Annotated in this window: 18 protein-coding genes; 2 read left to right on the forward strand and 16 right to left on the reverse strand. The window is 69.6% G+C overall.

The genetic code is table 11. The features are described 5' to 3' along the window. The coding region (locus tag B551_RS19455; RefSeq protein WP_023264834.1) for a TonB-dependent receptor at positions 1–1,978 on the forward strand (1,978 nt) is incomplete at its 5' end. A gap of 82 nt (positions 1,979–2,060) precedes the next feature. Here B551_RS19455 and B551_RS25245 read toward each other — a convergent pair. Then, the gene (locus B551_RS25245) at positions 2,061–3,635 is read right to left on the reverse strand and encodes a hypothetical protein (protein WP_157072044.1); all 1,575 of its coding nucleotides are present in this window, start codon (positions 3,633–3,635) and stop codon (positions 2,061–2,063) included. Next, on the reverse strand, positions 3,626–4,387 hold the full coding sequence (locus tag B551_RS19475) for a hypothetical protein (protein ID WP_006577537.1): 762 nt from the start codon (positions 4,385–4,387) through the stop codon (positions 3,626–3,628). Before B551_RS19475 ends, B551_RS25245 begins: the two co-directional genes overlap by 10 nt. Positions 4,388–4,650: 263 nt before the next feature. Between B551_RS19475 and B551_RS19480 the strand changes: the two genes are divergently transcribed. Beyond that, positions 4,651–6,231 (forward strand): ABC transporter substrate-binding protein, encoded by a 1,581-nt coding sequence (locus tag B551_RS19480; protein ID WP_006577538.1) that lies wholly within the window; start codon positions 4,651–4,653, stop codon positions 6,229–6,231. A gap of 4 nt (positions 6,232–6,235) precedes the next feature. Here B551_RS19480 and B551_RS19485 read toward each other — a convergent pair whose 3' ends face one another. The 14 genes from B551_RS19485 to B551_RS19550 all read right to left on the reverse strand — a co-directional run. Further along, complete coding sequence (locus B551_RS19485) at positions 6,236–6,820, reverse strand: GNAT family N-acetyltransferase (RefSeq protein ID WP_006577539.1); 585 nt, start codon at positions 6,818–6,820, stop codon at positions 6,236–6,238. Positions 6,821–6,825: 5 nt separating this feature from the next. Beyond that, positions 6,826–7,776 carry an MBL fold metallo-hydrolase gene (locus tag B551_RS19490; protein WP_052511430.1) on the reverse strand — a complete coding sequence of 317 codons (951 nt, stop codon included), beginning with the start codon at positions 7,774–7,776 and terminating at the stop codon, positions 6,826–6,828. Next, a complete protein-coding gene (locus tag B551_RS27170) occupies positions 7,773–8,060 on the reverse strand; it encodes a DUF1289 domain-containing protein (RefSeq protein ID WP_023264836.1) in 288 nt (95 codons plus the stop codon). Before B551_RS27170 ends, B551_RS19490 begins: the two co-directional genes overlap by 4 nt. Positions 8,061–8,147: 87 nt before the next feature. After that, positions 8,148–10,811: a hypothetical protein gene (locus B551_RS19500; protein WP_006577541.1), complete on the reverse strand. Its 2,664-nt coding sequence runs from the start codon at positions 10,809–10,811 to the stop codon at positions 8,148–8,150. A 32-nt stretch (positions 10,812–10,843) separates the two neighbouring features. Then, entirely contained in the window at positions 10,844–13,558 is a 2,715-nt protein-coding gene (locus B551_RS19505) for a hypothetical protein (protein ID WP_006577542.1), read from the reverse strand. A gap of 151 nt (positions 13,559–13,709) precedes the next feature. Next, entirely contained in the window at positions 13,710–14,147 is a 438-nt protein-coding gene (locus B551_RS19510) for a thioesterase family protein (protein WP_023264838.1), read from the reverse strand. Further along, entirely contained in the window at positions 14,144–14,680 is a 537-nt protein-coding gene (locus B551_RS19515) for a YbaK/EbsC family protein (protein WP_006577544.1), read from the reverse strand. Before B551_RS19515 ends, B551_RS19510 begins: the two co-directional genes overlap by 4 nt. 70 nt (positions 14,681–14,750) lie before the next feature. After that, positions 14,751–15,692: a hydroxymethylglutaryl-CoA lyase gene (locus tag B551_RS19520; protein ID WP_006577545.1), complete on the reverse strand. Its 942-nt coding sequence runs from the start codon at positions 15,690–15,692 to the stop codon at positions 14,751–14,753. A 65-nt stretch (positions 15,693–15,757) separates the two neighbouring features. Further along, positions 15,758–16,699, reverse strand: a complete 942-nt coding sequence (locus B551_RS19525; protein WP_006577546.1) for a glyoxylate/hydroxypyruvate reductase A — start codon at positions 16,697–16,699, stop codon at positions 15,758–15,760. Positions 16,700–16,820: 121 nt separating this feature from the next. Further along, positions 16,821–19,628, reverse strand: coding sequence for a hypothetical protein (locus B551_RS19530; protein ID WP_157072045.1), 2,808 nt, complete (start codon positions 19,626–19,628; stop codon positions 16,821–16,823). Positions 19,629–19,668: 40 nt separating this feature from the next. Next, on the reverse strand, positions 19,669–21,693 hold the full coding sequence (locus B551_RS19535; protein ID WP_006579939.1) for an acetyl/propionyl/methylcrotonyl-CoA carboxylase subunit alpha: 2,025 nt from the start codon (positions 21,691–21,693) through the stop codon (positions 19,669–19,671). A gap of 166 nt (positions 21,694–21,859) precedes the next feature. Then, on the reverse strand, positions 21,860–22,897 hold the full coding sequence (bioB, locus tag B551_RS19540; protein ID WP_006579938.1) for a biotin synthase BioB: 1,038 nt from the start codon (positions 22,895–22,897) through the stop codon (positions 21,860–21,862). Positions 22,898–22,916: 19 nt separating this feature from the next. Next, a complete protein-coding gene (gene bioD / locus B551_RS19545) occupies positions 22,917–23,663 on the reverse strand; it encodes a dethiobiotin synthase (RefSeq protein WP_006579937.1) in 747 nt (248 codons plus the stop codon). Further along, the coding region (locus B551_RS19550) for an aminotransferase class I/II-fold pyridoxal phosphate-dependent enzyme (RefSeq protein ID WP_043441613.1) at positions 23,660–23,950 on the reverse strand (291 nt) is incomplete at its 5' end. The genes bioD and B551_RS19550, both read right to left, overlap by 4 nt.

Below are 23,950 nucleotides of genomic sequence, written 5' to 3' on the forward strand. Positions count from 1 at the left end.
CACCGCCAATCCGCTCGGCAGCGACCTGAACTCGCTGGTGCCCGCCGTCTCCACGCTGCAGGGCGACAACCTGGCCGTGCGCCAGAACAGCACGCTCGGCGAAACGCTGAACAGCCTGCCCGGCGTGTCCTCGACCTACTTCGGGCCGAACTCGAGCCGGCCGGTGATTCGCGGGCTCGATGGCGACCGCATCAAGGTGCTGCAGAACGGCGGCAGCAGCATCGATGCCGCCACGCTGTCCTACGACCACGCGGTGCCGCTCGACCCGCTGGTGGCCGAGCGCATCGAGGTCGTGCGCGGCCCCGCGGCGCTGATGTATGGCGGCAACGCGATCGGCGGCGTGGTCAACGTGATCGACAACCGCATCCCCAAGGCGCCGATCGAAGGCGTGACCGGCGCCACCGACCTGAGCGCGACGATCGACGGCGACGCGGCCCGCAACGCCAGCGGCCTGATCGAGGCCGGCAACGGCAAGTTCGCCATCCATGCCGACGCATTCGCCCGCAAGACCAGCGACCTGCGCATCCCCGGCTACGCCCGCAGCGAGCGGCTGCGCAACAGCCAGCCGCTGGAGGAAGGCGAGAGCGAGGTCCGCAACCGCCTGCCCAACACCAACGCCGAGCAGCACGGCGGCGCGCTGGGCGGCTCCTACACCTGGGCCGACGGCTTCGTCGGCGCCAGCTACAGCGCCTATCGCAACGACTACGGCACGCCCGCCGAAGACGAGGTGCGGCTGAACATGAAGCAGGACCGCTTCGCGCTGGAAGGCGAAGCGCGCAACCTGTCCGGCACCACCGGCGGCTGGTTCGAATCGGTCAAGGGCAAGTTCGGCTATACCGACTACGAGCACAAGGAAATCGAAGGCGGCGAAACCGGCACGGTGTTCAAGAACAAGGGTTGGGACGCCCGCATCGAGGCGCAGCACGGCAATATCGGCCGCATGCGCGGCGTGATCGGCGCGCAGTTCGGCGCGACCCGCTTCTCCGCGCTGGGCGAGGAGGCCTTCGTGCCCAGCAGCGATACCGACAATGCCGCGCTGTTCGTGTTCGAGGAAATGCCGCTGGATTCGGCCGGCAACCTGAAGCTGAACCTGGGCGGGCGCATCGACCATACCAGCATCAAGGCCACCGCCGGCGGCAACGAACGCTTTGCCGACGCGAAACGCAGCTTCAACGCCGGCAGCGCCTCGGCCGGCCTGCTTTACAAGCTGGGTCCGGCCTGGTCGCTGACCTCCAACGTCGCCTACACCGAGCGCGCGCCGACGTTCTACGAGCTGTACGCCAACGGCCCGCACGTTGCCACCGGTGCCTGGGAGCAGGGCGATCCGAACGCCAACAAGGAACGCGCGACTTCGGTCGATCTCGGCCTGCGCTTCAAGCAGGGCGATCACAGCGCCGGCGTGTCCGGCTTCTACAGCCGCTTCTCGAACTATCTGGCGCTGTCCGCGACCGGCAACGCGCGCAACGAGGAAGGCGAGCTGGTGGCCCCCGGCAGCGCGGACGCCCTGCCCGAACTGCGCTATCTCGGCATTCCGGCGACGCTGTACGGCTTCGAGGCCGAGGGCAAGACCCGGCTGGCCCGCAAGCTGCTGACCGGCAGCGATACGCTGGACTTCGAGGCGCGGGCCGACTACGTGCGCGGCGAGAACCGCGAGACCGGCGAGCCGCTGCCGCGGCTGGCGCCGCTGCGTCTTGGCGGCGCGCTCGTCTACGGCGCCGGCCCCTTCGGCGCGCGCCTGGACCTGACCTGGGCCGCGAAGCAGACCCGCGTGCCCGTCAACGACACGCCGACCGACGCCTACACGATGCTGGGCGTCGCGCTGACCTACAAGATCAAGAGCGGGCGCACGCAAACCCTGCTTTACCTGCGCGGCGACAACCTGACCAACGAGGAGGCGCGCAATTCCACCTCGATCCTGCGCGACATCGCGCCGATGGCCGGCCGCAGCGTGCGCGTGGGCCTGCGCACGACGTTCTAGCGCAGCGCTGGCCAGCGGCGCGAAGGATGCGCCGCCGGCCGTCCCGGCTGCATGGCGTCGGCCCCTGTTCCGGCGCCGTGCTTCATGCGCGGTCGAACCTGCAGATCAGCCTCGCTACCGCATCCTCCATCATCACTGCCACCTGCGGCATCACGAGGGATTGCGGCTCGAGACGATCGTCGGGCGGCAAACGCTGCAGCGCTTCCAGCCATTGCGCGCCGGCTGCCACGAAATCGTCGTCCTTCCGTGACGCCGCGCTCGGCGTCGAAGAGACGACGCTGTGGAACCAGTCCGTGGTCGCGCACAGCAGCGACGCCTGATACTCGGGCGGGATCTGCATGATGGCGCGCCATACCGCGCGCCTGGGCGCCCAGCCATATTCGCCGCCGCTCGCTTGGTGCCACATCGTGGCCACAGCGTTGCGCCGCGTATCGGCCTCGGCCCACTGGCGCAGCACGTCGACGCGAAACGCCGGCGGCAAGGACGCCGCGACGGACAGGATCCAATCGGTACTCGCGTTGATACCGTACAGGCCCTCGTACTGCTCGGTCGGCCCTTGCCCGAGGTCGAGCAGCACCGTCTGCCGAACCTCGATCGGCAAACGCCTGACCGACCGGGTCAGGACATCGACGAAGTTGCGCAGAACCATCGCGTCGGCACTGTGGATGTGATCGCGGCCTTGTTCCGACTGCCACTGCACCACGATGGCAAGACGCGCAAACTCCAACGCCAGTGCCGGTTGCGCGGCCATTTCCATCTCGCCGCTCCAGGACGGCAAATCGGCGGCGAGCGCGACCATCTTCGCGGAAAACGGCTCGGACGTGTCGCATAGCCGCTGCATCGCCTGCGCGAGCACCGCGCGGCCATCGTCGGCCAATGGCATGGCCGCCATCAAGGCGTCCAGGAAGCTTTGCATCTCGGTGGGGGGCGGCTCGCCCGGAGCCGCCTCGAGCCGTTGTGCGAGCGATGCCGCACGCTCCAGCGGCGCCGCGGCATCCGATGTTTTCCGCTGCGTGTCCGTGAATGCCCGTTGCCGTGGCATCGAACGCGCGCCCGGCGGCGCGGTGTCGAACAATCGATTCAGCCAGTCACGTCGGGAACGCGTTGTGCCTTCGGTGGCGCACCGCTCCATCAGCTCGTCGCACAGTGCTTCCCACTGCTGCGCAGACAGCCAGCCGCCCCATCGCGCAAACAGCCTGGCGCGTTGATCGATATCGAAGCGCAGATCGACGCCGAGCTGCCACAGCGCGTCGATGCCCTGCCTGCGGAACGGGTCGGCAGCCCAGCCGGCGCGCAAGCATCGCATCAGACCGACCGCCAACTCCGCGGCAGCCTCCCCAGTGCAGCGTCCGGCCTGGGCGAATGCCTGCTGCCACGCCAGCTGGGGCGCTTCCAGCGCACTGAGCAGCGGCGGTCCTTCGACGGTCCTGGCTTCCAGCAGCGCCACTAGCGTCCATGCGGATATCGTCCGATGACCAGCCGCACAGGCGGCGCCAAAGCCGTCGCGCCAGAGTTCCGCTGGCGTGCCGGGGGAACGCAGGTGGTATTCGACAGCGAGCCGCGCGGCATCGCGGTGCCGGCCCGCCGGCAACAGGGCCGCCAGCGCAAGATGGCCCGCCAGGTCGAATGGCCGCCGCGGGGGCGGCTTCAGGTACACCCCGCCGCCCCGCTGCGGTGCGCGTACTTCAAGCAGGCAAAGGTCAACGCCGCCCGGCCGGGCCCGGGCAGGCCGTTCAGGCGCTGATCGAGCATCGCCAGGCAATCGGGAACATGGACTTCGCGCACGCTGTCATGCCGCAACGGCTCCGGCGTCCGCGCCACGTCTGGCACGGACGCCAGTTCAACGAGCACGGCGCCGCGTGCCGCCACAGGCAGCGCATCGCTCGCGCGCAGCACCAGCCGCCATGCGCGCACACGGTGGGCACGCGCCAGGCAGCTCGTGCGCCGCGCCAATGCCCGCAAGACCAACATGCGATCGCCCACGTCCGCCATCGCGTCGATGCGATTCAGCATGCCGGACAAGGCGGACAGGGTCGACACCTGGCGTGCGCGCTCCAGCGTCGTGGCGGCGAGCTGTCCCAGCGCGTCGCGCACGGCATGGCTGGCGCGCGACAGCGCGATGCGGTCGCGCAACGACAGATAACCGGCGATGCGCTTCATCGGGTCCGCCAACAGCGACCAGCACGGGCCGGGCGCCGCGTCGGCAGCCGCGACGACCAGCGCAACGCTGGACGGCCGCGCCGGCGCCAGCAGATGCAGCGTGCCGGTTGGCGCGGGCGCTTCGCCGGTCAGGCGATTTGGCCGGGTCGGACTGGAACCGGTCGGATTGGAACCGGTCGGGTCCGAATCGGTCGGATCGGGCCCAATGGGCATGGCCGCGCTCGCGCGGCCGAGGTTGTGGATGGGCATCGGATTCCTCGAAGGATCGGGTCAGGGCGCTGGGGGCTTCGCGCCGGAGGGGCATTCTTGCGTGGGTCGATCGCCTCGGTCTGTCGACTACCGGCGCGACGTTTCATCGCGGTGCAGCAGGCACCCCTGCGGGGCGCCAGCGGGCTAACGGCGCCCCGGCCTGCCTGCCGCCGGTGCAATGCCGTGCCGCGGGTCTGTCCGTCTTGACACTGCAAGAGCGCGGTCCCGACAATGCGCCACACCACAACCGACGGGAGTGCCCGATGCCATTCGTTCGTCGTACCTTGCGCGCCGCGGTGCTGGCCACAAGCCTGGCCCTCGGCGCCGCCGCCCTGCCCGCACACGCGGCCGGCCTGACCATCGGCCTGTCCGGCGATATCACCTCGCTCGATCCGCACTATCACAACGTCACGCCCAACGCGAACGTCGCCGAGCACATGTTCGAAACGCTGATCGCCAAGGACGAGAAGATGCGCTTCAAGCCGGCGCTGGCGCAAAGCTGGCGCGCGGTCGACGAGACCACCTGGGAGGTCAAGCTGCGGCCGGGCGTCAAGTTCCACGACGGCAGCGAATTCACCGCGCAGGACGTCGTGTTCTCGCTGGCACGGCCGGCCAACGTCAAGAACAGCCCGTCGCCGTACACGATCTACACCAAGGGCTTCAAGGACGTGGTGGCGGTCGACAAGCTGACCGTGCGCATCACCACCAACGGTCCCTACCCGCTGGTGCCGAACGATCTGTCGACGATCTACATGGTGTCGAAGAAGGTCGCCGAAAATGCCTCGAGCGACGACTTCAACAGCGGCAAGGCGATGGTCGGCACCGGGCCGTACAAGTTCGTCAGCTTCCGCAAGGGCGACCGCGTCGAGCTGACCCGCAACGACGCCTATTGGGGCAACAAGCCGCAATGGGACACGGTGTCGCTGCGCATCCTGACCAACGATGCGCCGCGCGTGGCGGCGCTGCTGGCCGGCGACGTGCAGGTGATCGAGAACGTGCCGACCTCGGACATCCGCAAGCTGTCGTCCGATCCCGGCGTGTCGGTATTCAAGGTGCCGACCTTCCGCATGATGTACCTGCATATGGACAGCGACCGCGAGCTCTCGCCCTTCGTCGCCGACAAGGCAGGCAAGCCGCTGCCCCGCAATCCGCTGAAAGACGCGCGCGTGCGCCAGGCGATCTCGAAGGCGATCTCGCGCCAGGCGATCGTCGACCGCGTGATGGAAGGCGCGGCCGAGCCGACCGGCCAGCTGGTCAACAGCTCGCTGTTCGGCCACGTGCCGGGCCTGAAGCCCGATACGGCCGATGCGGCAGCGGCCAAACGCCTGCTCGCCGAGGCCGGCTATCCGGACGGCTTCCAGCTGACGCTGCATACGCCGAACAACCGCTATGTCAACGACGAACAGGTGGCGCAGGCGATCGCGTCGATGCTGACGCGCATCGGCATCCAGACGCGCGTCGAGGCGATGCCGTCGGCGAGCTTCTTCACGCGCGCCAACAAGCTCGACTTCTCGTTCATGCTGGCGGGCTGGGGCGCCGACACCGGCGAGGCAGGCTCGTCGCTGAAGTCGCTGCTGGCGACCTACGACCCCGGCAAGGGCTGGGGCGCCTCGAACCGCGGGCGCTACAGCAACCCGGCGCTGGACGCCAAGCTCAGCGCCGCGCTGACGACGATCGACGACCGCGCGCGCGAGAAGCTGCTGCAGGAGGCCACCGAGATCGGCATCAAGGACTACGGCGTGATCCCGCTGTACTACCAGATCAATGTGTGGGCGGCGAAGAAGGGCCTGACCGTGATTCCGCGCCAGGACGAACGCACCTACGCGTTCAGCATCACGCGCTGATCCCTCATTGCGGTGGGGCCGGAGGCGCAGGGACAGTCGGCATCACCGACTCCGGCACCAGCGAGTAGATCGCCGCGCGGCACGGCACGCCGTGCAGCACCAGCCGGTTGCGCGCGATGCATTCGAGCAGCGCGCCGGTCTTCTCGGCAACGCGGCGGCTCGCCAGATTCTGCTCGGCGGCGACGATCTCGATGCGGGTCAGATGCAGCCGGTGAAAGCCGAAGCAGGCCATCATCCAGGCGGCGCGGGTGGCAAGCCCCTCGCCCTGCCGGCTCTTGCGGATCCAGTAGCCCAGGTTGGCGATGCGGTTCTCGGTCGAGATCTGGTTCAGCGCGACGCCGCCGCACAGCACGCGGCCGTCCTGCGAGTAGACGCCGATGTCGTACGACAGTCCGGCCGCAAGATTCTCCGCGCAGGTATCGATCCACAGCTGCGCGTCGCGCACGCTGTAGCGCAGATGGGCCCATGGCATCCACGGCGCGAGGCTCGCCATCGACTCCTGCACCGCGGCGGCGAACTGCTCCGCGTCGGCCTGTCGAAACGGACGCAGCGAGAACCCGTCGCCCCGCAGGATCGGCACCGTGCTCATCGCGCTCAATCCGAATTGCGGATCAACTCGCCGTCGACCGTGGCCGCACCCGCCTTGACCAGGCCGGCCAGCACCTGCTCGAGCACGCCGGGCAACGGCGCACCGTCCAGATAGCGCAGCCGCGCGCGCTCGAGCAGCGGTGCCTGCGCCATCCACCGCAGCAGCGCGTCGCGCGTCATCTGGCGCTGCTCCAGCAGCTTGAACTTGACCAGCACCTTCAGCGCGTGCGCGGCGTTGCGGCGCGGATCGGCGCGCAGATAGTCGAGCCGGCCACGAGCGCGCTCCAGCGCCGCGCCGACATCGGTAAACGGGCTGCCATGGCCCGGAATCACCAGCCGGACGTCCAGCTCGGCGATCCGCCGCAGCACCGCGTCCTGCTCGGCGAAGCCGCTGTCGCCGTCGAGCTCGGGAAAGATCACCCCGAAGCCGTGCTGCCACAGCGCATCGCCGGAGATCAGCATGCGTTCCGCCGGCGCGAACAGCATCACCGCGTGCGGGTCGTGCCCGGGTGCGGCGATGACCTGCCAGTCCAGGCCTCCCATCCGCATCGATTGGCCGTCCTCGAGCAGCGCGTCGAAGGCGAAGCGATCGCACTGCTGGCCGGTGGCGCGATAGCTCAGCGCATCGACGTCCCATTGCGCCACCGCGCGGGCCTCGGCCGCGGGAATCCAAGTGCGAGGTTGCCAGCGCCGCTGCAGCAGCGCATTGCCGCCGCAGTGGTCGGAATGCAGATGGGTATTGATCAGGCGCTTCAACGGCTTGCCGTCCAGCGCGGCCTCGACCAGCGCGACGGTCTGCTGTGCATGGCTGACATAGCCGGTATCGACCAGCACGGTATCGTCGCCGTCGATCAGCAGCACGTTGTTGGCCGACAGCCAGCCGCGTTCGAACACGCGGATGCCGGCGGGCAACCGGTCGGCGAATGCGTCCGGCTGGTTTGCTGTGGATTCGCTCATGGGCGCCCCGACTGCACCGTGTCGCCGGTATTGGAGGTATCGGTGGTAGCGGCGGTGTCCGCCGTGGCGGCGCGTTGCGGCAGCGTCTGCCAGATCGCGCGCTTGTCTTCGTCGCTGCGATTGGCCCAGCCGGCAATCTCGTCGATGGTGCGGAAGCACCCTTCGCAGTAGCCGTGCTGGCCCATGCGGCAGACATCCCGGCAAGGCGAGGCCACCGGCCTCGCATACTGGGCGGAAAGCGCACGGCGGCGCAGATCGGCGATCAATTTGGCGTCGGCTGGCATGGGGACGAAGGGCCGGAGGCTGATCGACGCAGTGTAGCGCCATTGAGCGGACGGCACAGCGCGGCGGGTCGAGGGCTGCCGCCACCTTCAGCGCCAGGCCAGTACCGGACGATGGTCGGACCGCACGCCATCGACCATGGCGAGGTACTCGCGGCGGGCGTCGCGCCACGCCCGGCGACTGGCCGCGTCCGCCGGGGCACGGGCAAACCAGTACGACACCTTGTCGAGCAGGCGGGCGCGCGCCCGCTCCCGGGCCGGCAGCTCCACGATGGCCTGCCACAGCGTCTGGCGGCAGCGGTCGAAACCGCGCCAATCGATCGGCCTCGCGCCCTTGGGCCCGGATTCCATGTCGACCAGCAGCGGCAGCAGGTCGCTTTGCTGCTCAGGCGACAACGCAGGCAATAACCCCAACGCATGCCGTACGGTGGCCAGATGAAAGTGCCGCTCGTACGACGGAGCGAAGGGCGCGCGCACCGTGCACAGGGCGGCCAGCATGCCGAGCATGCTGTCAAACGGCAAAGCGCGGACCCATCTCCATACCGCGTCGACGAAGGCGGGGATCGCGTCCTCGGCCCAGGCCCGCCTGGCCGATCTCGCCGCGCCGTCGTGCAGCTGCAGCATGACATCCCCAATGCCGATCAGCGCCGAGAGCGCCGCGGTATCCAGGCGCGCGGCCGTGTCCTCCAGCTGCACCAGGGCTTCGGTCAGCCGGACGAGCCGCGCTTGCCAGCCAGCGTCGAGCGCGATGCCGCAGCCGTGGCACTGCACCGCCACTGCACCGATCAGCGAGGCCTGCAGCGCCGCATTCGGCAACGGCGGCTCCATCGCGGCCAGTCCCACATCGATCCATAGCTGGGGCACCACCCGATTGCGCGAAAGCGCCACGATCCACTGGGCCTGCTGGACCGTCGGCTGGCAGACCAGCGCGCTGTCCAGCGCATCGCCGTATTGGCCGTAGTCCGCCAGCGTGCGCGCGCGATACCAGAGCGTCAGCGGTTTCATCAGTCGATGATGGACCGCCAGGTTCAACACCCGCTCGAACAGTTCCATCGTATGCGGGCCCCTGTACAGGAAGGCCGGCAGGTTTGACAGCAATGCCGCCTGCTGCTGCGGCGGCAACGGCGTCAGCCGCGGCAGCAGCATCGATTCCCATTGCGTGGCATCGGCGAGGTAGGTCAGGCATCGCGCGATCTGCCGGATGTCCGCCTCGGCGGCGTCGTCGTGCTGCGATGCCGGCGGCGGCAAGGCGTCCCACATCGCGTTCCAGGCAGCGAGACGGGCGGGTTCGGCCAATAGCGCGAACAGCAGCGCCTCGATCATATGGCGATCGTTGCCCGGCAGCTCGCCGGCATTCTGCAGCCATCTGCCTGCGGCGAGGCGGGCCTTGTTCTTGACGCGCTGGTCCGACAGCGCGGCCAGCGCCTGCAACAGCGCCTTCATCAGAATGACGGCTGCCTGCGTCGGCCATGCGGACGCCGTTGCCAACAGGCGCTCCCATACCGCCATCCCGGCACGGAACGCCGCGTGGCCACCGCGCGGATCGGGCGGAACGGGCGGACAGTCTTGCACCAGCATGGCCAGCGCCGAGATCCGGATCAGTGCCGCGAGCGCCTGCGCGCTGGCGCCCGGATCGAGTTCGGCCAGCTCCAGCGCCTGCAGGGCCAACGGCACGGCCTTCGACGGCGGCAAACGGGAAGGCTCGGCAACAAGGCTGGCAAGATCGTCGACGACGCGGCGCCGCTGCACCGCTGGGACCACGCGCACGGCCAGCAGCCAGCAGGACTCCGGCACCAGCAGCGCGCGTACGCGGTCAGTGATCGACAGCGTCGGGTTCCTGTGCAGCGCCAATGCCGCGCCGATCCGTTCGGCCAGTGGCAGGCGCTCGAGCGCGCGGCAAAGTTCGACCGCGAGACGCTGGACCTGGCGGCTCTCTTCCACGGCAAGACATGGCTGCCGCGCCAGCTCGGTGGCGAGCACGCGCAGCGGTACCGCGGCGCCGTCGCCGTCGGGAAACGCCAGCTGGATCGCATCGAGCACACTGCGCAGGCCCGCGCAGCGCTGGCTGGCGGGCAGCTCCGAAACGCGGTCGGCCGCCACCTGCAATGCCTTTGCGCGCGTCGGCCGGTCCGGCTCGACGGCGAACGGCCGGCTCTCCGTTTGCGGCAGCATATGCGCGAGCGCGCGGCGCAGCCCCGGCAGCGTGGTCCACAAGGCCGCCTGCAGCAAGGGCACGCAGTGCGCCGTCGGCTTGGCGAACCGGGAGCAGACCTGCCGCAACGCATGGCAGTCCTGCAGACTGAGCCTCACGCCGATCGCGTGCAGCAACGGCAGCGGCAACGCTTCCAACCGGGACAGCGTGCTGGCGTCGCGCCGATCGCGCACCGCGGCCTGCTCGCGCTGGCATCGCATCTGCTGTTGCAGCGCGCGCGCGGACATCGCGAACATCCAGGATTCCATCTCGCGGCGGTCGCGCCCGGTCAGCTTCCATCGCCGCCCGCCTTCCAGCCGGAACAGCGACCGCACGAGCTCGAGCAGCCGGTCGAGCAGGCGGCGCGGCCGGCCCGCCGCATCGAGGCGGGTCGCCATCCAGGTGTTGTCGTCCAGACGCGCGATCCGGACCGGCTCGCCGCCGCGGAAGCGGAACACGCCGATGGTTTGCGCGCCGCTCGATGGCGCCCGTCCGAGACGGGACAGCGCGGCAATGCTGTCGGCGTGGGTCGGATCGTAGAGGTACTTCGGAGAATCAGGCATGGTCCGTCGTCCGTCTTCAGGGCACGGCAGGCTCACGCGTTCGCCGCGAGTCCATGGATCGGCGCCGGACCGGGGGCGGCGACCGCGAACGACAGCGCCTGTTGCACGGCAAGCCGCCATGGAAGGACGCAGTTGCGGTCGACTTCGGCCAGGCCGTCGCACAGCGCCGCGTATTCGGCCATGCAATGTCGCCAGCGCAAACGCATGACATCGTCCATCGGCGAATCGATCAGCCAGCGTCCGACCGCGAACAGGATGGGAAGCCGGTTCCGGTCGGGCATCGCATCGCGCAGCAGGTCCCACATGGCGAGGTGCATGGCGCCGAAACCAGCCGCTCTGGCGCTGTCGATACGCGCCACCGCGAGCGCAAGCAGAATGTCGCCACGGCGCCCGGCCGGCACGCTTGACACGCTGCTTCTGACCAATTCGAGCACATGGTGCAGGCTGGGCCTGGACAGGTAGTGGTAGACGTTCGCGTTCTCGGTATTGCGTCCCGCACCCGGATTGCGCAGCAACAGTGCCTGGACGACTTCCGCCCGCATCGACGCTGGCGCGCGTGCGACCCAGCGCCAGATCCGATCCAGCAGCATGATCGCCTCGACAACCTCGCGCGGCGGTGGCTGGCGCAGGCTCGCCGCCATGGCGGCGGTGTTGCCAAGCATCACCATGTCGGTGGCGAACTGGAGTTGGGCCTGTACCGGCGGACTCGCTTCGAGCTCGCCGGCCAGCGTCTCGATGCGGTCCAGCACCTTGGACAACGCGAGACCCGCGCGCGTCTCCTCTTCGCACAGCCTGGCCAGCAACGAGGCGAGCCGGGCCCGCACCGGGCCTTCCTCGATGCCCGCCGTCGGCTGCCGCAGCCAGTCCATCGCCAGCGTCGCCGCGCAAGGCGGGCGGCGCTCGTCCTGCAGCAATTCGTACAGCAGACCGAACCGGCTGACCGGGTCCATGCGTTGCAGTATCGATTCCACGCTGCGCTGCTGCGCTTGCGACAACGCACCTGCCGCGTACCACCACAAGGCGGCAAAAGGGCTGTCGTACTGCTGCGCCAGACGCATTGAATCGGCCAGCACCTGCGCCATGCTGCCGGGCGCATCGCGCATGGCCTCCGCCGGCAACATCGTCAGCAGCCGGGCGTGCAGCCCAGGCGCCAGCGGCGCGCTGCCGCCGTGCCCGCCGAGCGGAGCCGGCCAGTTCGCCAGTGACGGCACGCTCCAAAGCATGCCGATCAATCCGCGTGCCAGGCCGATGCGCCGCGCGTCGTCGTCGTCGACACCACGGTACCAGTCGGCCCACCTTGCCTCCCAGTGGGCGCAGCGCTTGTCCGCGGGCAGACAGGAGATCAGTGGCGCACCGAGCTCGATCCGCTGCGCGGCCGGCAGCGCGGCCGTTTGCAGCCAGCCGCGAAATGCCGACGCACACGCCCGGCCGGCGGCATCGGGCAGATCGCTCAGACGGGCGCGCAGCCGACGCATCGGCGGCGCGATCAGCGCGGGCGGCAGCGCGCTCGTCCGTTCGAACAATGCTCGCCACCGCGCCTCGTCCTCCTCGGGATTGCCGCCGACGATCCAGGTCTTGCACATGGCCTCCAGGGCGAATGCCTTGCGCCGATCGCGATCCGGCTCGTTGCTGGCCGTGCCGGTCCTGTCGATGGCGCCGAGCATCGCGTCCCACGCCTCGGCCCGCGGCGGCTGCGCGGACCACTGGTCGGGAAACCCCTGCAGCAGCGCCTCGCAGACGATCCATGTCGCCCGGGCCCATTCGGATGCCGGAAGCCGGCCGACGACGGCGAACCAGTTCTCGGCGGTGCAACCCAGCGCGGTGAACGCCCGCCGCGCTTCCCGCGTGCGGTGGCTCGCCAGCACGGCGGCCAACGCCGGATATCGATGTTCGGCCGGCAGTGCGTCGATCAACCGGCCGAGGCGGCTTTCGGTCGCGTCGCGGTCGGAGTCGCGTACCGAATCGAGGGAGCGGGCGATCGCGGCGAGCGCACGGGCGCGCAGGCCGGCCACATGAAGGCGCTCGGCGGTGTCGAGCAGTACCTCGCATGCCGGCTGCCGCTGCGCGGGCAGCAGAACATGGACGCGTGCCGCGAGCGCCGACACCAGACTGCCATGGCTGGCCATCGGCACGGGCCACTCGGGATCCTGGCGCCGCTGCCAGCCGGCCATGTCGTCGAGCACGGCCAGCATCGCCGACAACGTCGTGGCTTCCGCCGCGCCGCGCATGGCGCGCGCGACCAGCGCCTGGCTGGCGGTGGAACGCCTTGCGTCCTTGCTGACCGCCGCCACGGCCAGTACCTGGTCCGGCTCGAGGAATCGGCAGACCTGGCGCCAGAAGAGCGGATGGATGCAGGCGGGTGCAGGCGCAGGTTCCGGTGCGGGTGCCGGTGTCGCAGCGATGTGGCGCGTCGGCGTGCCGGCCTTGTTATTGTTGTTGCCCCCTTGGGCCGACCACCACGCCTGCTCGATCCCGCTTCGTTGCTCGATGATGGTACGGGCGTCGCGCCGGCCAATGGCCCAACTGCGGCCGCCTTCCAGACGCAGCAGGCTGCGCAGCCAGTAGATCAGTCTCGACCATGGCGAACCGAACCGGGCCGGCGGATCGCGTTCGGCGCGCACGGGCTGGTCGTGCAGCCATACGATCCTGACGCTGTAGGCGTGCTCGAAGACGGGGCGCAGGTGTTCGATGTCTTCGAATTGTCGCGGCGGCAAGCCGTGGTAGACGTACTTGTACGAGTCGGGCATGGCGTTCGGACATGGAGTGAATCAAGACCGCCCCGTATCGGGGTGCCCGCAGGGCGAAGGCGCACCCTGCGGACCTGCACGGTATTGTTCCCATGCCGAACATGGCTGCTTGCCAAAACGGCGGCAAACCCAAGCGTTTGGGGCGACCGATCTACCTGGGCGCGGCGGCCGCCCGTTCGCGCTTGGCGGCGACCTTGTCGTTGAAGCGCGCCGCGTCGATCAGATGGCGCTCATGCACCCCTTCGGAAATCTTGTCCTCGCCATCCCAGGCGGACAGCTCGAAACGCAGCTTGCGCCCCTCGATCGCCGTCAACACGCCCTTGACCGTGACTGTCATGCCGGCCGGCGTCGGCGCCAGATGCGTGAAGCTGACCAGCGTGCCGAGCGATTGCTCGCGTGGCCAGTCCAGGTATTCACGCAGCATCTGCAGGCACGCGCACTCCATGATGCCGACCATATAGCCGGTCGCCAGCACGTCGGGCATCTCGGGACAGCCGGGGACGTCGTCGTAGAGATTTGGCACCGTGGCCTTGGGCGGCACCGTATAGCGCCAGGTGAACGCCAGGCCGGGTTTCAGATCGGGGCTCATGCCGAACCCTCCTGCGCCACGTCGGCCACTTCCGCGCCGGTGATGGCCTGCAGTTGCTGCGGGGTCAGGTTGAACACCGCGTGCGGATGGCCGGCGGCGGCCCACAGGCTGTCATGGCGGAACAGGTCGCGATCGAGCAGCATCACCGGCGCGACCGCATGGCCGATCGGGCAGACGCCGCCGATCGCATAGCCGGTCTTCTCGCGAACGAAGCGGGCATCGGCCTTGCCTAGCGCGCCGACGCGCGCGGCGACCTTGGCCTCGTCGACACGATTGCTGCCGCTGGCGATCACCACCACCGGCGCGTCGTCGTCCAGCCGCCGAAAGACAATCGACTTGGCGATCTCGGCAACGGAGCACCCCAGCCCGGCAGCGGCCTCGGCCGAGGTCTTGCCGGTCGACGGCAGCATCACGATCGGCTTGTCATGGCCCAGCTCGGCGAGCAGGCGCGCCACGCGCTGGGCGGATTCGGGCAAGGCCGCCTCGGCGGCGGTGCCTTCGGACAACGACAAGGGTCGGGCGAGGTTCTGCATCGGGCTTCGGTCTCCGCGCGTTGTGGTTTCTTGTCTGGATCGGACTGGCTTCAGATGCCTTCAGACGCCTTCAGACGCAGGCCGCGGCATTGCCTTCGGCCTTGTCGGCCGCCCACTTGGTCAGCAGTGCGCGGCCGACCCGCGAGTTGTTGGCGCGGCCGATCGCCTGCGAGATGAAATCGCCGGCGCGCACCACCTGCTCCAGGTCGATGCCGGTGCGCACGCCCATGCCATGCAGCATGTAGAGCACGTCCTCGGTCGCGACATTGCCGGTCGCGCCCTTCGCATAGGGGCAACCGCCGAGGCCCGCTACCGAGGCGTGGAAGATCTGGATGCCGACGTCGAGGCTGGCGAGGATGTTCGACAGCGCCTGGCCATAGGTGTCGTGGAAATGGCCGGACAGGCGGTCCAGCGCAAACTCGGCGGCGGCGGCGCGCATCACTTGCTGCACGCGGGCCGGCGTGCCGACGCCGATGGTGTCGGCAATGTCGATCTCGTCGCAGCCGAGGTCCCGCATGCGACGGACCACGTCGACCACCGCCGCCACCGGCACCTCGCCCTGGTACGGGCAGCCCAGCGAGCAGGAGATGCTGCCGCGCAGGCGGATGCCCTTTTCCCTGGCCGCGGCCGCCACCGGCTCGAAGCGTGCGATCGATTCCGCGATCGAGCAATTGATGTTCTTCTGCGAGAAGGCCTCGCTGGCGGCGCCGAAGATCACCACTTCGTCGGCGCCCGCGGCGACCGCGCCCTCGAACCCTTTCATGTTCGGCGTCAGCACCGAATACAGTGTGCCGGGCCGGCGCTGGATGCGCGCCATCACCTCGGCGCCATCGGCCATTTGCGGCACCCATTTGGGCGACACGAACGAAGCCGCCTCGATATTGACGAAGCCGGCCTCGGTCAGGCGGTCGATCAGCGCGACCTTGATGTCGGCCGGCACCATCGCCTTCTCGTTCTGCAGGCCATCGCGCGGCCCGACCTCGACGATCTTCACGTAGTTGGGTTGGTTCATCGCTGCTCCTCGTCTGGTGGTGGCCGCCGCTCGCGGCGGCGGTCCGGTTTTATGTGGCGCGCCGCTCAGTAGCCGCGCTGCAGGTCGACCACGCCGGCGATCGGCTGGCCGGCCCGCAGCGCGCGGATCTTGTCGGCGATCTGCGCGATGCTGTCCTCGCGCAGCGTCAGCGCCGAGATATGCGGCGTGATGGTGATGCGCGGCTCGCGCCAGAACGGATGTTCGGGCGGCAGCGGCTCGGTGCGGAACACGTCGAGGGTCGCGCCGGCGATCTGGCCCTGCTGCACCGCGGCCAGCAAGTCCTCTTCGACCAGGTGCGGGCCGCGCGCGACGTTGATCAGATAGGCGCCCTTGGCCAGCCGGTTCAGCAGCGCCGCGTCGATGATGTTCTCGGTTTCGGGCGTCAGCGGCAGCACGTTGACCAGCACGCGCAGCCCGTCGAGGAAGGTGGTCTGCCCGGCCTCGCCGGCATGGCACTGCACGCCGTCGACCATCTTCGGCGAGCGGCTCCAGCCACGCACCGGGAAGCCGAACGACGCCAGCGTGCGGGCGATATGCGCGCCCAGCGTGCCGACGCCCATCACGCCGATGGTGAAATCGGCGCGCCGATTCGGCTTGAGGAATTTCCAGGTGCCCGCCTGCTGCTGCGCCGCGTAGTCGTCGAGCCGGCGGAAATAGCGCAGCACCGCGTGGGTCACGTACTCGGCCATCTGCGCGCCCATGCCGGCGTCGTCGAGCCGCACGATCGGCACGCCGGCCGGCAGCGCTTCGGGATCGGTGTCGCGCAGCCGCAGGATGCCGTCGACGCCGGCGCCCAGATTGAACACGGCCTTCAGGTCCTGGCGTCCCTTCAGCATCTCGAGGGGCGGGCGCCAGACCACCGCATAGTCGACCGGCTGTCCCTGGCTCTCTTCCCAGGTGACGCACTGCGCCTCGGGCAGGGCCTGCGCAAACCCCTCGATCCACGGCGCATAGCGGCCGTCGGGCACGTACAACTGCAGCTTCATTGCTTCTCCACGTCTTTGGTCTTGTCCCGGCGTATTGTCTCAGACTCCGTCGTCCCGGAACCGGCGCCGGCAGAGCGGGGCCGGGCAGGGCCGAGCAGGGCCGAATCGCCGGATCCGCCTGTCAGTCCGGTTGCATCCAGTAATCGATACGCTGGCGCGCCGCCACGTGTTCGGCTGGCAGGCCTTGCACGCGGGCGACGAAGGCGGACTTCGCCTTTCCCCAGGCGTGCGCCTCGGCACGGTCGGCTGGCCGGCTGGAGAACCATAGCGCGAGGCGTTCCGCGGCCACCGCAAAATCCCTGTCCGGCAACGCGACGGTCCTGGCGTGGATCTGCATCCGCGCACCGCCGAAGTGAGCGCCCAGGTTGTTCTTGCCATCGAGCATGTATTCGGCCTTCGCCAGCCCCACCAGCAGGACGCCCCTGCCCGGCATGTCGTCCGATATGGCCTGCGCGGCGCGAAGCAGCGTCGTGCCAGCCCAGAATTGCGGCGTGCGGCGTATCTCGTTCGGCGGCAGCGGCTCCTTCAGCGTGATCAGCGCTTGCAGCGTGGCGCGGCGGTCGGCCGGCGCGAGCGCATCCACGCGTGCCCACGTCGCGTCGAACAGGGCGTCGATGCGAGCGGCGCGCGCGATGCCGGGCTGCTCGTTCGCCGCCAGCATGATGGTGTTGACCAGCTGCACCAACCGCGCCAGCGCGCCGCCGCCGGGGTCATCGCAGTGCGTGGCCTGTACCAGTGGCAGCAACGCTTCGGCCAGCGCCAGTCCCGGCTCCAGCTGACTGCCGTCGCTGGCGAGCTGCGTATCGGCCCATGAGGCCACCGCCATCGCCACGCGCTGGCCGGCCTCGCGCGCCGCGCCGTCGCCATCCTGGCCGATGTGCCGGGCAAGCCAGGCCAGGTCCGGTTGCAGCGCGAGCAGGTCGGGCAGGCTCCAATGCGGCGACGCGTCCTGGTTGCCGCGGTACTCGAGCCATTGCACCAGCGCCTGGCAATGGCGGGGCCAGTCAAGATGCTGCCGGATGGCCGCGGCGATTTCGGCCTTCGGCCGCCACTGGCATCGCAGCAGCGGGAAAACGGGCCCACCGCTTTTCATCAGATCCAGCGCGGCCTCGTGAAGCTTCGGCTTCAATGCCTTGACGTCGAGCTGGCGGTAGAAGAACCGCCGCATATCGACGAGCTGGACCAGCGCGAGCAGCATATCGGCACGCTGATCCGCCGATGCGTTGCGGCGGTCCATGCAGAAGTCCACCACGCGTTGCCAGCCCTGTTGCGCCGGCACCCATGCCAGCTCGCGCGCCGCCTGCGGGCCCAGGCGGCCAAGCTGCTCGGATTCGATACGGTCCCACACCGCCGACCAGCGTTCGGCCGGCCCATCGGTCGGTTTGAGGTGCGCCAGCCGCGCGAGAAGCCTGACCTGCTGTTCGCAGGTCAGCTTCACGCCGGCCTGCCAGGCATCGACCGACGCCACCGCCTTTGCGCGGTCGATGCCGTCGACGTCGAGACGAGCGAGGCTCCTGGACAGCGCGTACGCGAGTTCGACGGCTTCCGTGGCGGGCAAGGCCGGCAACTGCTGACGCAGCGCGTGCCAGCGATCGAGCGCGACCGCGGGCAGCTCGCGATCGCCGCTCCCGCCGGGCCTGCCGATCTTCTTCAGGCATGCGGCCAGCGCGGACAATTGCCGCTGCGCCAGGGCCGGCCGGGCAAGCAGGTCGCCCGCGGCATCGGCAAGCAGTTGGTCCCAGCGGCTGACCGCCTCTTCTGCCGTGCCGGGCTGGTGCAGAAAGGCCTCGGTGATGCCGACAAGCCGCTCTTTTTGTTCCTGCGGCGTCTGCGACCGGATCAGCGCCGCGTAAGCCGCCTTGTCCGGCATCAGCACAGCGGCCGCCTGTTCCCGCTGCGCCTTGGGCAGCGACATCAGCAGCGCGGCGCGTACCCGCATCCCGTTGCGGCCCTCCAGGCCCGCGGCCTGCCGGCACAGACAGTCCAGTGCGGCGGCGCGCTGAGCGCCTTCCAGCATCGGGATGCGCTCGGCAAGCGCCACAACCAGCGCCTCCTTTTGTCTTGGCGCCAGCCGGTCCGGTCGCGCGGGGGCCGCCTGCTGGCCGGCCTGCTGGCCGGTCTCGAGGCCGTAGTCCGCCGCGACCTTCTGCAGGCCCGCCAGCGTGCGCACGCCACGCGTGCGGGCCAGTGCCGCATGCAGCGCGAGCTCCCCCTGCATCGCCTGCTGCATCCCCCACGAGGCCAGTCCGAGCGCGGCTCGATCGCGGCTGGGCAGGCAGCCCAGCACGACTGTCCAGGCCGCCTCGGCCCAGGCAATCGCCGGCAGCTCGAGGGCCGGCGGTCGCGGCGGAGGCGGCGCAGGCGTCGTGAACGATCGCAGATGCCGTTGCCGGTCGTCGGCCCAGCGCTGCCCGATCACCTCGTTGCCGTCGCGCTCGCTCAGATACCACGCCGCGCCGCCCTCCGCCTTGAACAGCGTCCTCAACCAGTACAGCAGCGCGTGCAGGGGGCTGGACGACGTGGTCTTGACCAGCCGCTCGGCTCGCATGCCGTGGTGGTCCATGCTGATGGATACGGCATAGCCGTCGAAGCGGAACACGCCGAAATCGTGTCGAGGGGATGGTGCAGCCGTGGCGTTGGCCGCGCTGGCGGCGGCCACGTTGGATGGCGGCGGCGCGCAGGGGTCGAGCGTGTATCGGGGCATGGGAAACTCAAGACGTGCGATTGAGAACTTCCTCGTGCCGCGAAGCGATGCGGTGCGGTGCCGACGGGCCGATGGCGTCTGCCCGAGGGATTCGGGCCGGCGCCAATGCCGTTGGTTCGATGCCAGGCGGGGCCCCCGGGAACCGGCCTCGCGGAGACAAGGCATCGCGGAATTGTCAACGCGAGGTCGGAGCCCGGCTTTCGGGAAGGCATGCGGTTCTTGCATTTCGCAACGCGAGTGCCGCATGCCACCTTCCCCCGAAGGTTCAGCCCGCTTTCGCTTCGAAACCGAGCAATTGCTCGCCCTCGCCGACCTGGTCGCCGACCCCATACAGCACTTCGCCGACGACGCCATCGGCCGGCGCGCTGATGGTGTGCTCCATCTTCATCGCCTCCATCACCAGCAGCGGCGTCCCACGCGTGACGGTGGCGCCCGCTTCGACCATCACGGCAATCACCTTGCCCGGCATCGGTGCGGTCAGCTTGCCGCCCTCGCCTTCGGCATCGCCGGCATGCGCTAGCGGATCCTGCCATTCCAGCGACACATGCCGCCCGCCGGCGAACACATGGAAGACGTCGCCATCGCGATGCACCTGGCCATGCGCGCGGCGCGTGCCGAGGTCGACCTGCACGTCGTCGGCCACGCAATGCGTGCGGAACGGTGCCGCCTGGTCGGCATAGAACAGCGTGCTGCCCTGCGCGTCGGCCTGCAGCGTGACTTCCAGCGTGTCGGCGCCATGCGTGAAGCGCAGCACCCGCTGGGCGCCCGCGTTCAGCCGCCACGGCCCGGCATGGGTCCACGGCGAATTCGGGTCCGCCGCATCGATGCGGCGCTCGCGCGCCTCGGCATCGAGCAGCGCGGCCACGGCCAGCGCGATCAGTTCCATGCCGACCGGCGCCGGCGGCGCGAACAGCGTGGCTTCGTGGCGCGCGATCAGGCCGGTATCGAGGTCGGCCTTGGCAAACGGCTCGGAGGCCACCAGCCGCTGCAGGAACGCGATATTGGTCGACAGCCCGACCACGTGATACGCGGCCAGCGCCTGCCGCATGCGCGCCAGCGCCTCGTCGCGGTCCTTGCCCCAGACGATCAGCTTGGCGATCATCGGGTCGTAATACGGGCTGATTGCATCGCCCTCGCGTACGCCCGAATCGATGCGCACGCCGGCGGGGCCATGCACGTCTTCGCCGCGCATGAACTGCACCGCGGGCGGCGTGCGCAGATAGCGCAGCGTGCCGGTCGAGGGCAGGAACTGCTTGTCGGGATTCTCGGCGTAGACCCGCGCCTCGAGCGCATGGCCGTCGATGCGCAGCTGGTCCTGCGACAGCGGCAGCGGCTCGCCGGCGGCCACGCGCAATTGCCATTCGACCAGGTCCTGGCCCGTGATCATCTCGGTCACCGGGTGTTCGACCTGCAGCCGCGTGTTCATCTCCATGAAGTAGAACGAGCCATCCTGGTTTGCGATGAACTCCACCGTGCCGGCGCCGACATAGCCGACCGCCTTGGCCGCGGCGACCGCCGCCTCGCCCATCGCGCGGCGGCGCTCCTCGGTCATGCCGGGCGCCGGGGCTTCCTCCAGCACCTTCTGATGGCGCCGCTGCACCGAGCAGTCGCGCTCGAACAGGTAGACGCAGTTGCCCTGCGTGTCGGCGAACACCTGGATCTCGATATGGCGCGGCCGCGTCAGGTACTTCTCGACCAGCACCTTGTCGTCGCCGAAGCTGGCGCTGGCCTCGCGCTTGACCGAGGCGAGCGCCGCCTCGAAGCCGGCGGCGTCCTCGACCACGCGCATCCCCTTGCCGCCGCCGCCCGCGCTGGCCTTGAGCAGCACCGGATAGCCGATGCGGTCCGCCTCGCGGCGCAGCAGCGCCGGATCCTGGTCCTCGCCGTGATAGCCCGGCACCAGCGGCACCGCGGCGCGTTCCATCAATTGCTTGGCCGCGCTCTTGCTGCCCATCGCGCGGATCGCCGATGCCGGCGGCCCGATGAAGACCAGCCCGGCCGCGGCGCACGCCTCGGCAAAGCCCTCGTTCTCCGACAGGAAGCCGTAGCCCGGGTGGATCGCCTGCGCGCCGGTCGCGCGCGCCATCTCGATGATGTGGTCGCCGCGCAGATAGCTGTCGCGCGCCGCGGCCCCGCCGATATGCACGGCCTCGTCGCAATAGGCGACATGGCGCGCCTGCGCGTCCGCGTCGGAATAGACCGCGACGGTGCGGATGCCCAGGCGCCGGCAGGTGGCGGCGACACGGCAGGCGATTTCGCCGCGGTTGGCGATCAGGATCTTGGTGAACATGGCTCCTCCTTGTTGATGGGGAACGGCGACCGGCTGGCTGTCGGTGTCCGCGCCGGGCGCGGCCCCCCGTCGTCCCCGCGGAGGCGAGGACCCAGCGGCTTACGCAAGTCGCCGGGCCCCCGCTTTTGCGGGGACGACGGGAGAACGGCAGGCACGGACACCCTCGTCATCCCGCGTGTCCTTCCGCGCGGATGCCGAGCCGGCCCAGCAGCGCGCGATCGCGCTCCGCCTGCGGGTTGCCGGTGGTCAGCAGCTTGTCGCCGTAGAAAATCGAATTGGCGCCGGCCAGGAAGCACAGCGCCTGCAACGCTTCGTCCATGGCCTCGCGGCCGGCGGACAGGCGCACCATCGCGCGCGGCATCGTGATGCGCGCGACCGCGATCGTGCGGACGAACTCGAACGGGTCCAGCGGCGCGGTGCCCGCCAGCGGCGTGCCCTCGACCTGGACCAGATTGTTGATGGGCACCGACTCCGGATACGGGTCCATGTTGGCCAGCTGCGCGATCAACCCGGCCCGCGCCTCGCGCGTCTCGCCCATGCCCACGATGCCGCCGCAGCAGACATTGATGCCGGCGTCGCGCACATGGCCGATGGTGTCCAGGCGGTCCTGGTAGGTACGCGTGCTGATGATCTCGCCATAGAACTCCGGCGAGGTATCCAGATTGTGGTTGTAGTAGTCGAGGCCCGCGTCCTTGAGCCGCTGCGCCTGCTCGGCGCGCAGCATGCCGAGCGTGACGCAGGTCTCCAGGCCCATGGCCTTGACCTCGCGGACCATGTCGATCACCGGTTCGAGATGGCGGTCCTTCGGGCTGCGCCAGGCGGCGCCCATGCAGAAGCGCGTGGCGCCGTTGGCCTTCGCCGTGCGCGCGGCGTCGAGCACCTCGTCGAGCGCCATCAGCTTGCCGGCCTTGACGCCGGCATCGTGGTGCGCGCTCTGCGGGCAATAGCCGCAATCCTCCTCGCAGCCGCCGGTCTTGATCGACAGCAGCGTCGACAGCTGCACGGTATTGGCGTCGAAATGCTCGCGATGGACCTGCTGCGCGCGGAACAGCAGATCGTTGAAGGGCAGCGCGAACAGGGCGGCGACGGCGTCGACGGTCCAGCGTGCGTTGTTGCCGTTGGTTTCGTTGGCGCCGGCTTGAGCAGCCTGCTGGCGCGCGCTCTGGCGCAGTGAATCGGCGGAAATGGTGGCGATGGTAGTCATGTCGGATCGAATTCTGTTGTCAGGCGGCGCGCTCGAAGGGCGCATCGCCGGGATGTCGGTCGGAGTCGAGCAGCGGGGCCAGATCGAGGCAGCGCGCGGCTTGCTCGGCAGGCAGTTGCCACGGCAGCGTGCCCAGCCACGGCGTGCCGATCGCGTCGAACGCGTCGCGCAGCGTGGCGATGTTGTCGTCGGCGAGCAGCATGTCCGGATCAATGCGGTTGGCGATCCAGCCGGCCAGGCGCAGCCCGCGCGCGCGTACCGCCTCGGCGGTCAGCAGCGCATGGCTCAGGCAGCCCAGCCGGATGCCGACCACCAGGATCACCGGCAGGCCGAGCCGGACTGCGAGATCGGCGGTGTCCCAGCCGCCGGGGCCGGTAGCCAGCGGCACGCGGAAGCCGCCGACGCCTTCGACCACGACCGCGTCGGCCTGCGCGCGCAGCGCGGCAAACGCCGACAGGATCGGCTCGGCATCGATGCGAACGCCATCGGCCTGCGCGGCCAGATGCGGCGAGCATGGCGTGCGCAGCAGCCACGGGCAGGTCTGCGCCAGCGGCACGTCGACGCTGCTGGCCGCGCGCAATTGCGCGACATCGTCGTTATGCCACTGGCCGTCGCGCGGCTCGCAGCCGCTCGCGACGGGCTTCATGCCGACCGTCGTGCGGCCCCGCGCGGCCAGCGCGTGCAGCAACGCCGCGCTGGCGTGGGTCTTGCCGACCTCGGTATCGGTGCCGGTGACGAAGCAGGCGAATGCGGGGAGCGGGCTCATGCTGCCTCCCTGCAAGAAGAATCGGTCTGCGCCGCCAATGCACCCAGCGCCGACAGCAACGCCGCGACATCCTCTTGCCGATGCGCCGCCGACAACGTGATGCGCAGCCGCGCGGTGCCCGCGGGCACGGTCGGCGGACGGATCGCGCCGACGCGGATGCCTGCGTGCTCGAGTCCCGCCGACAGCGACAGCGCCGCGGCGTTGTCGCCGACGATCAGCGGCTGGATCGCGGTCGCGCTGTCGGCCAGTTGCCAGCCCGCCGGCGCGGCGATCGGCGCCAGACCGCG

It is taken from the genome of Cupriavidus sp. HPC(L) (assembly GCF_000307735.3).
Taxonomy (GTDB): Bacteria; Pseudomonadota; Gammaproteobacteria; order Burkholderiales; family Burkholderiaceae; genus Cupriavidus.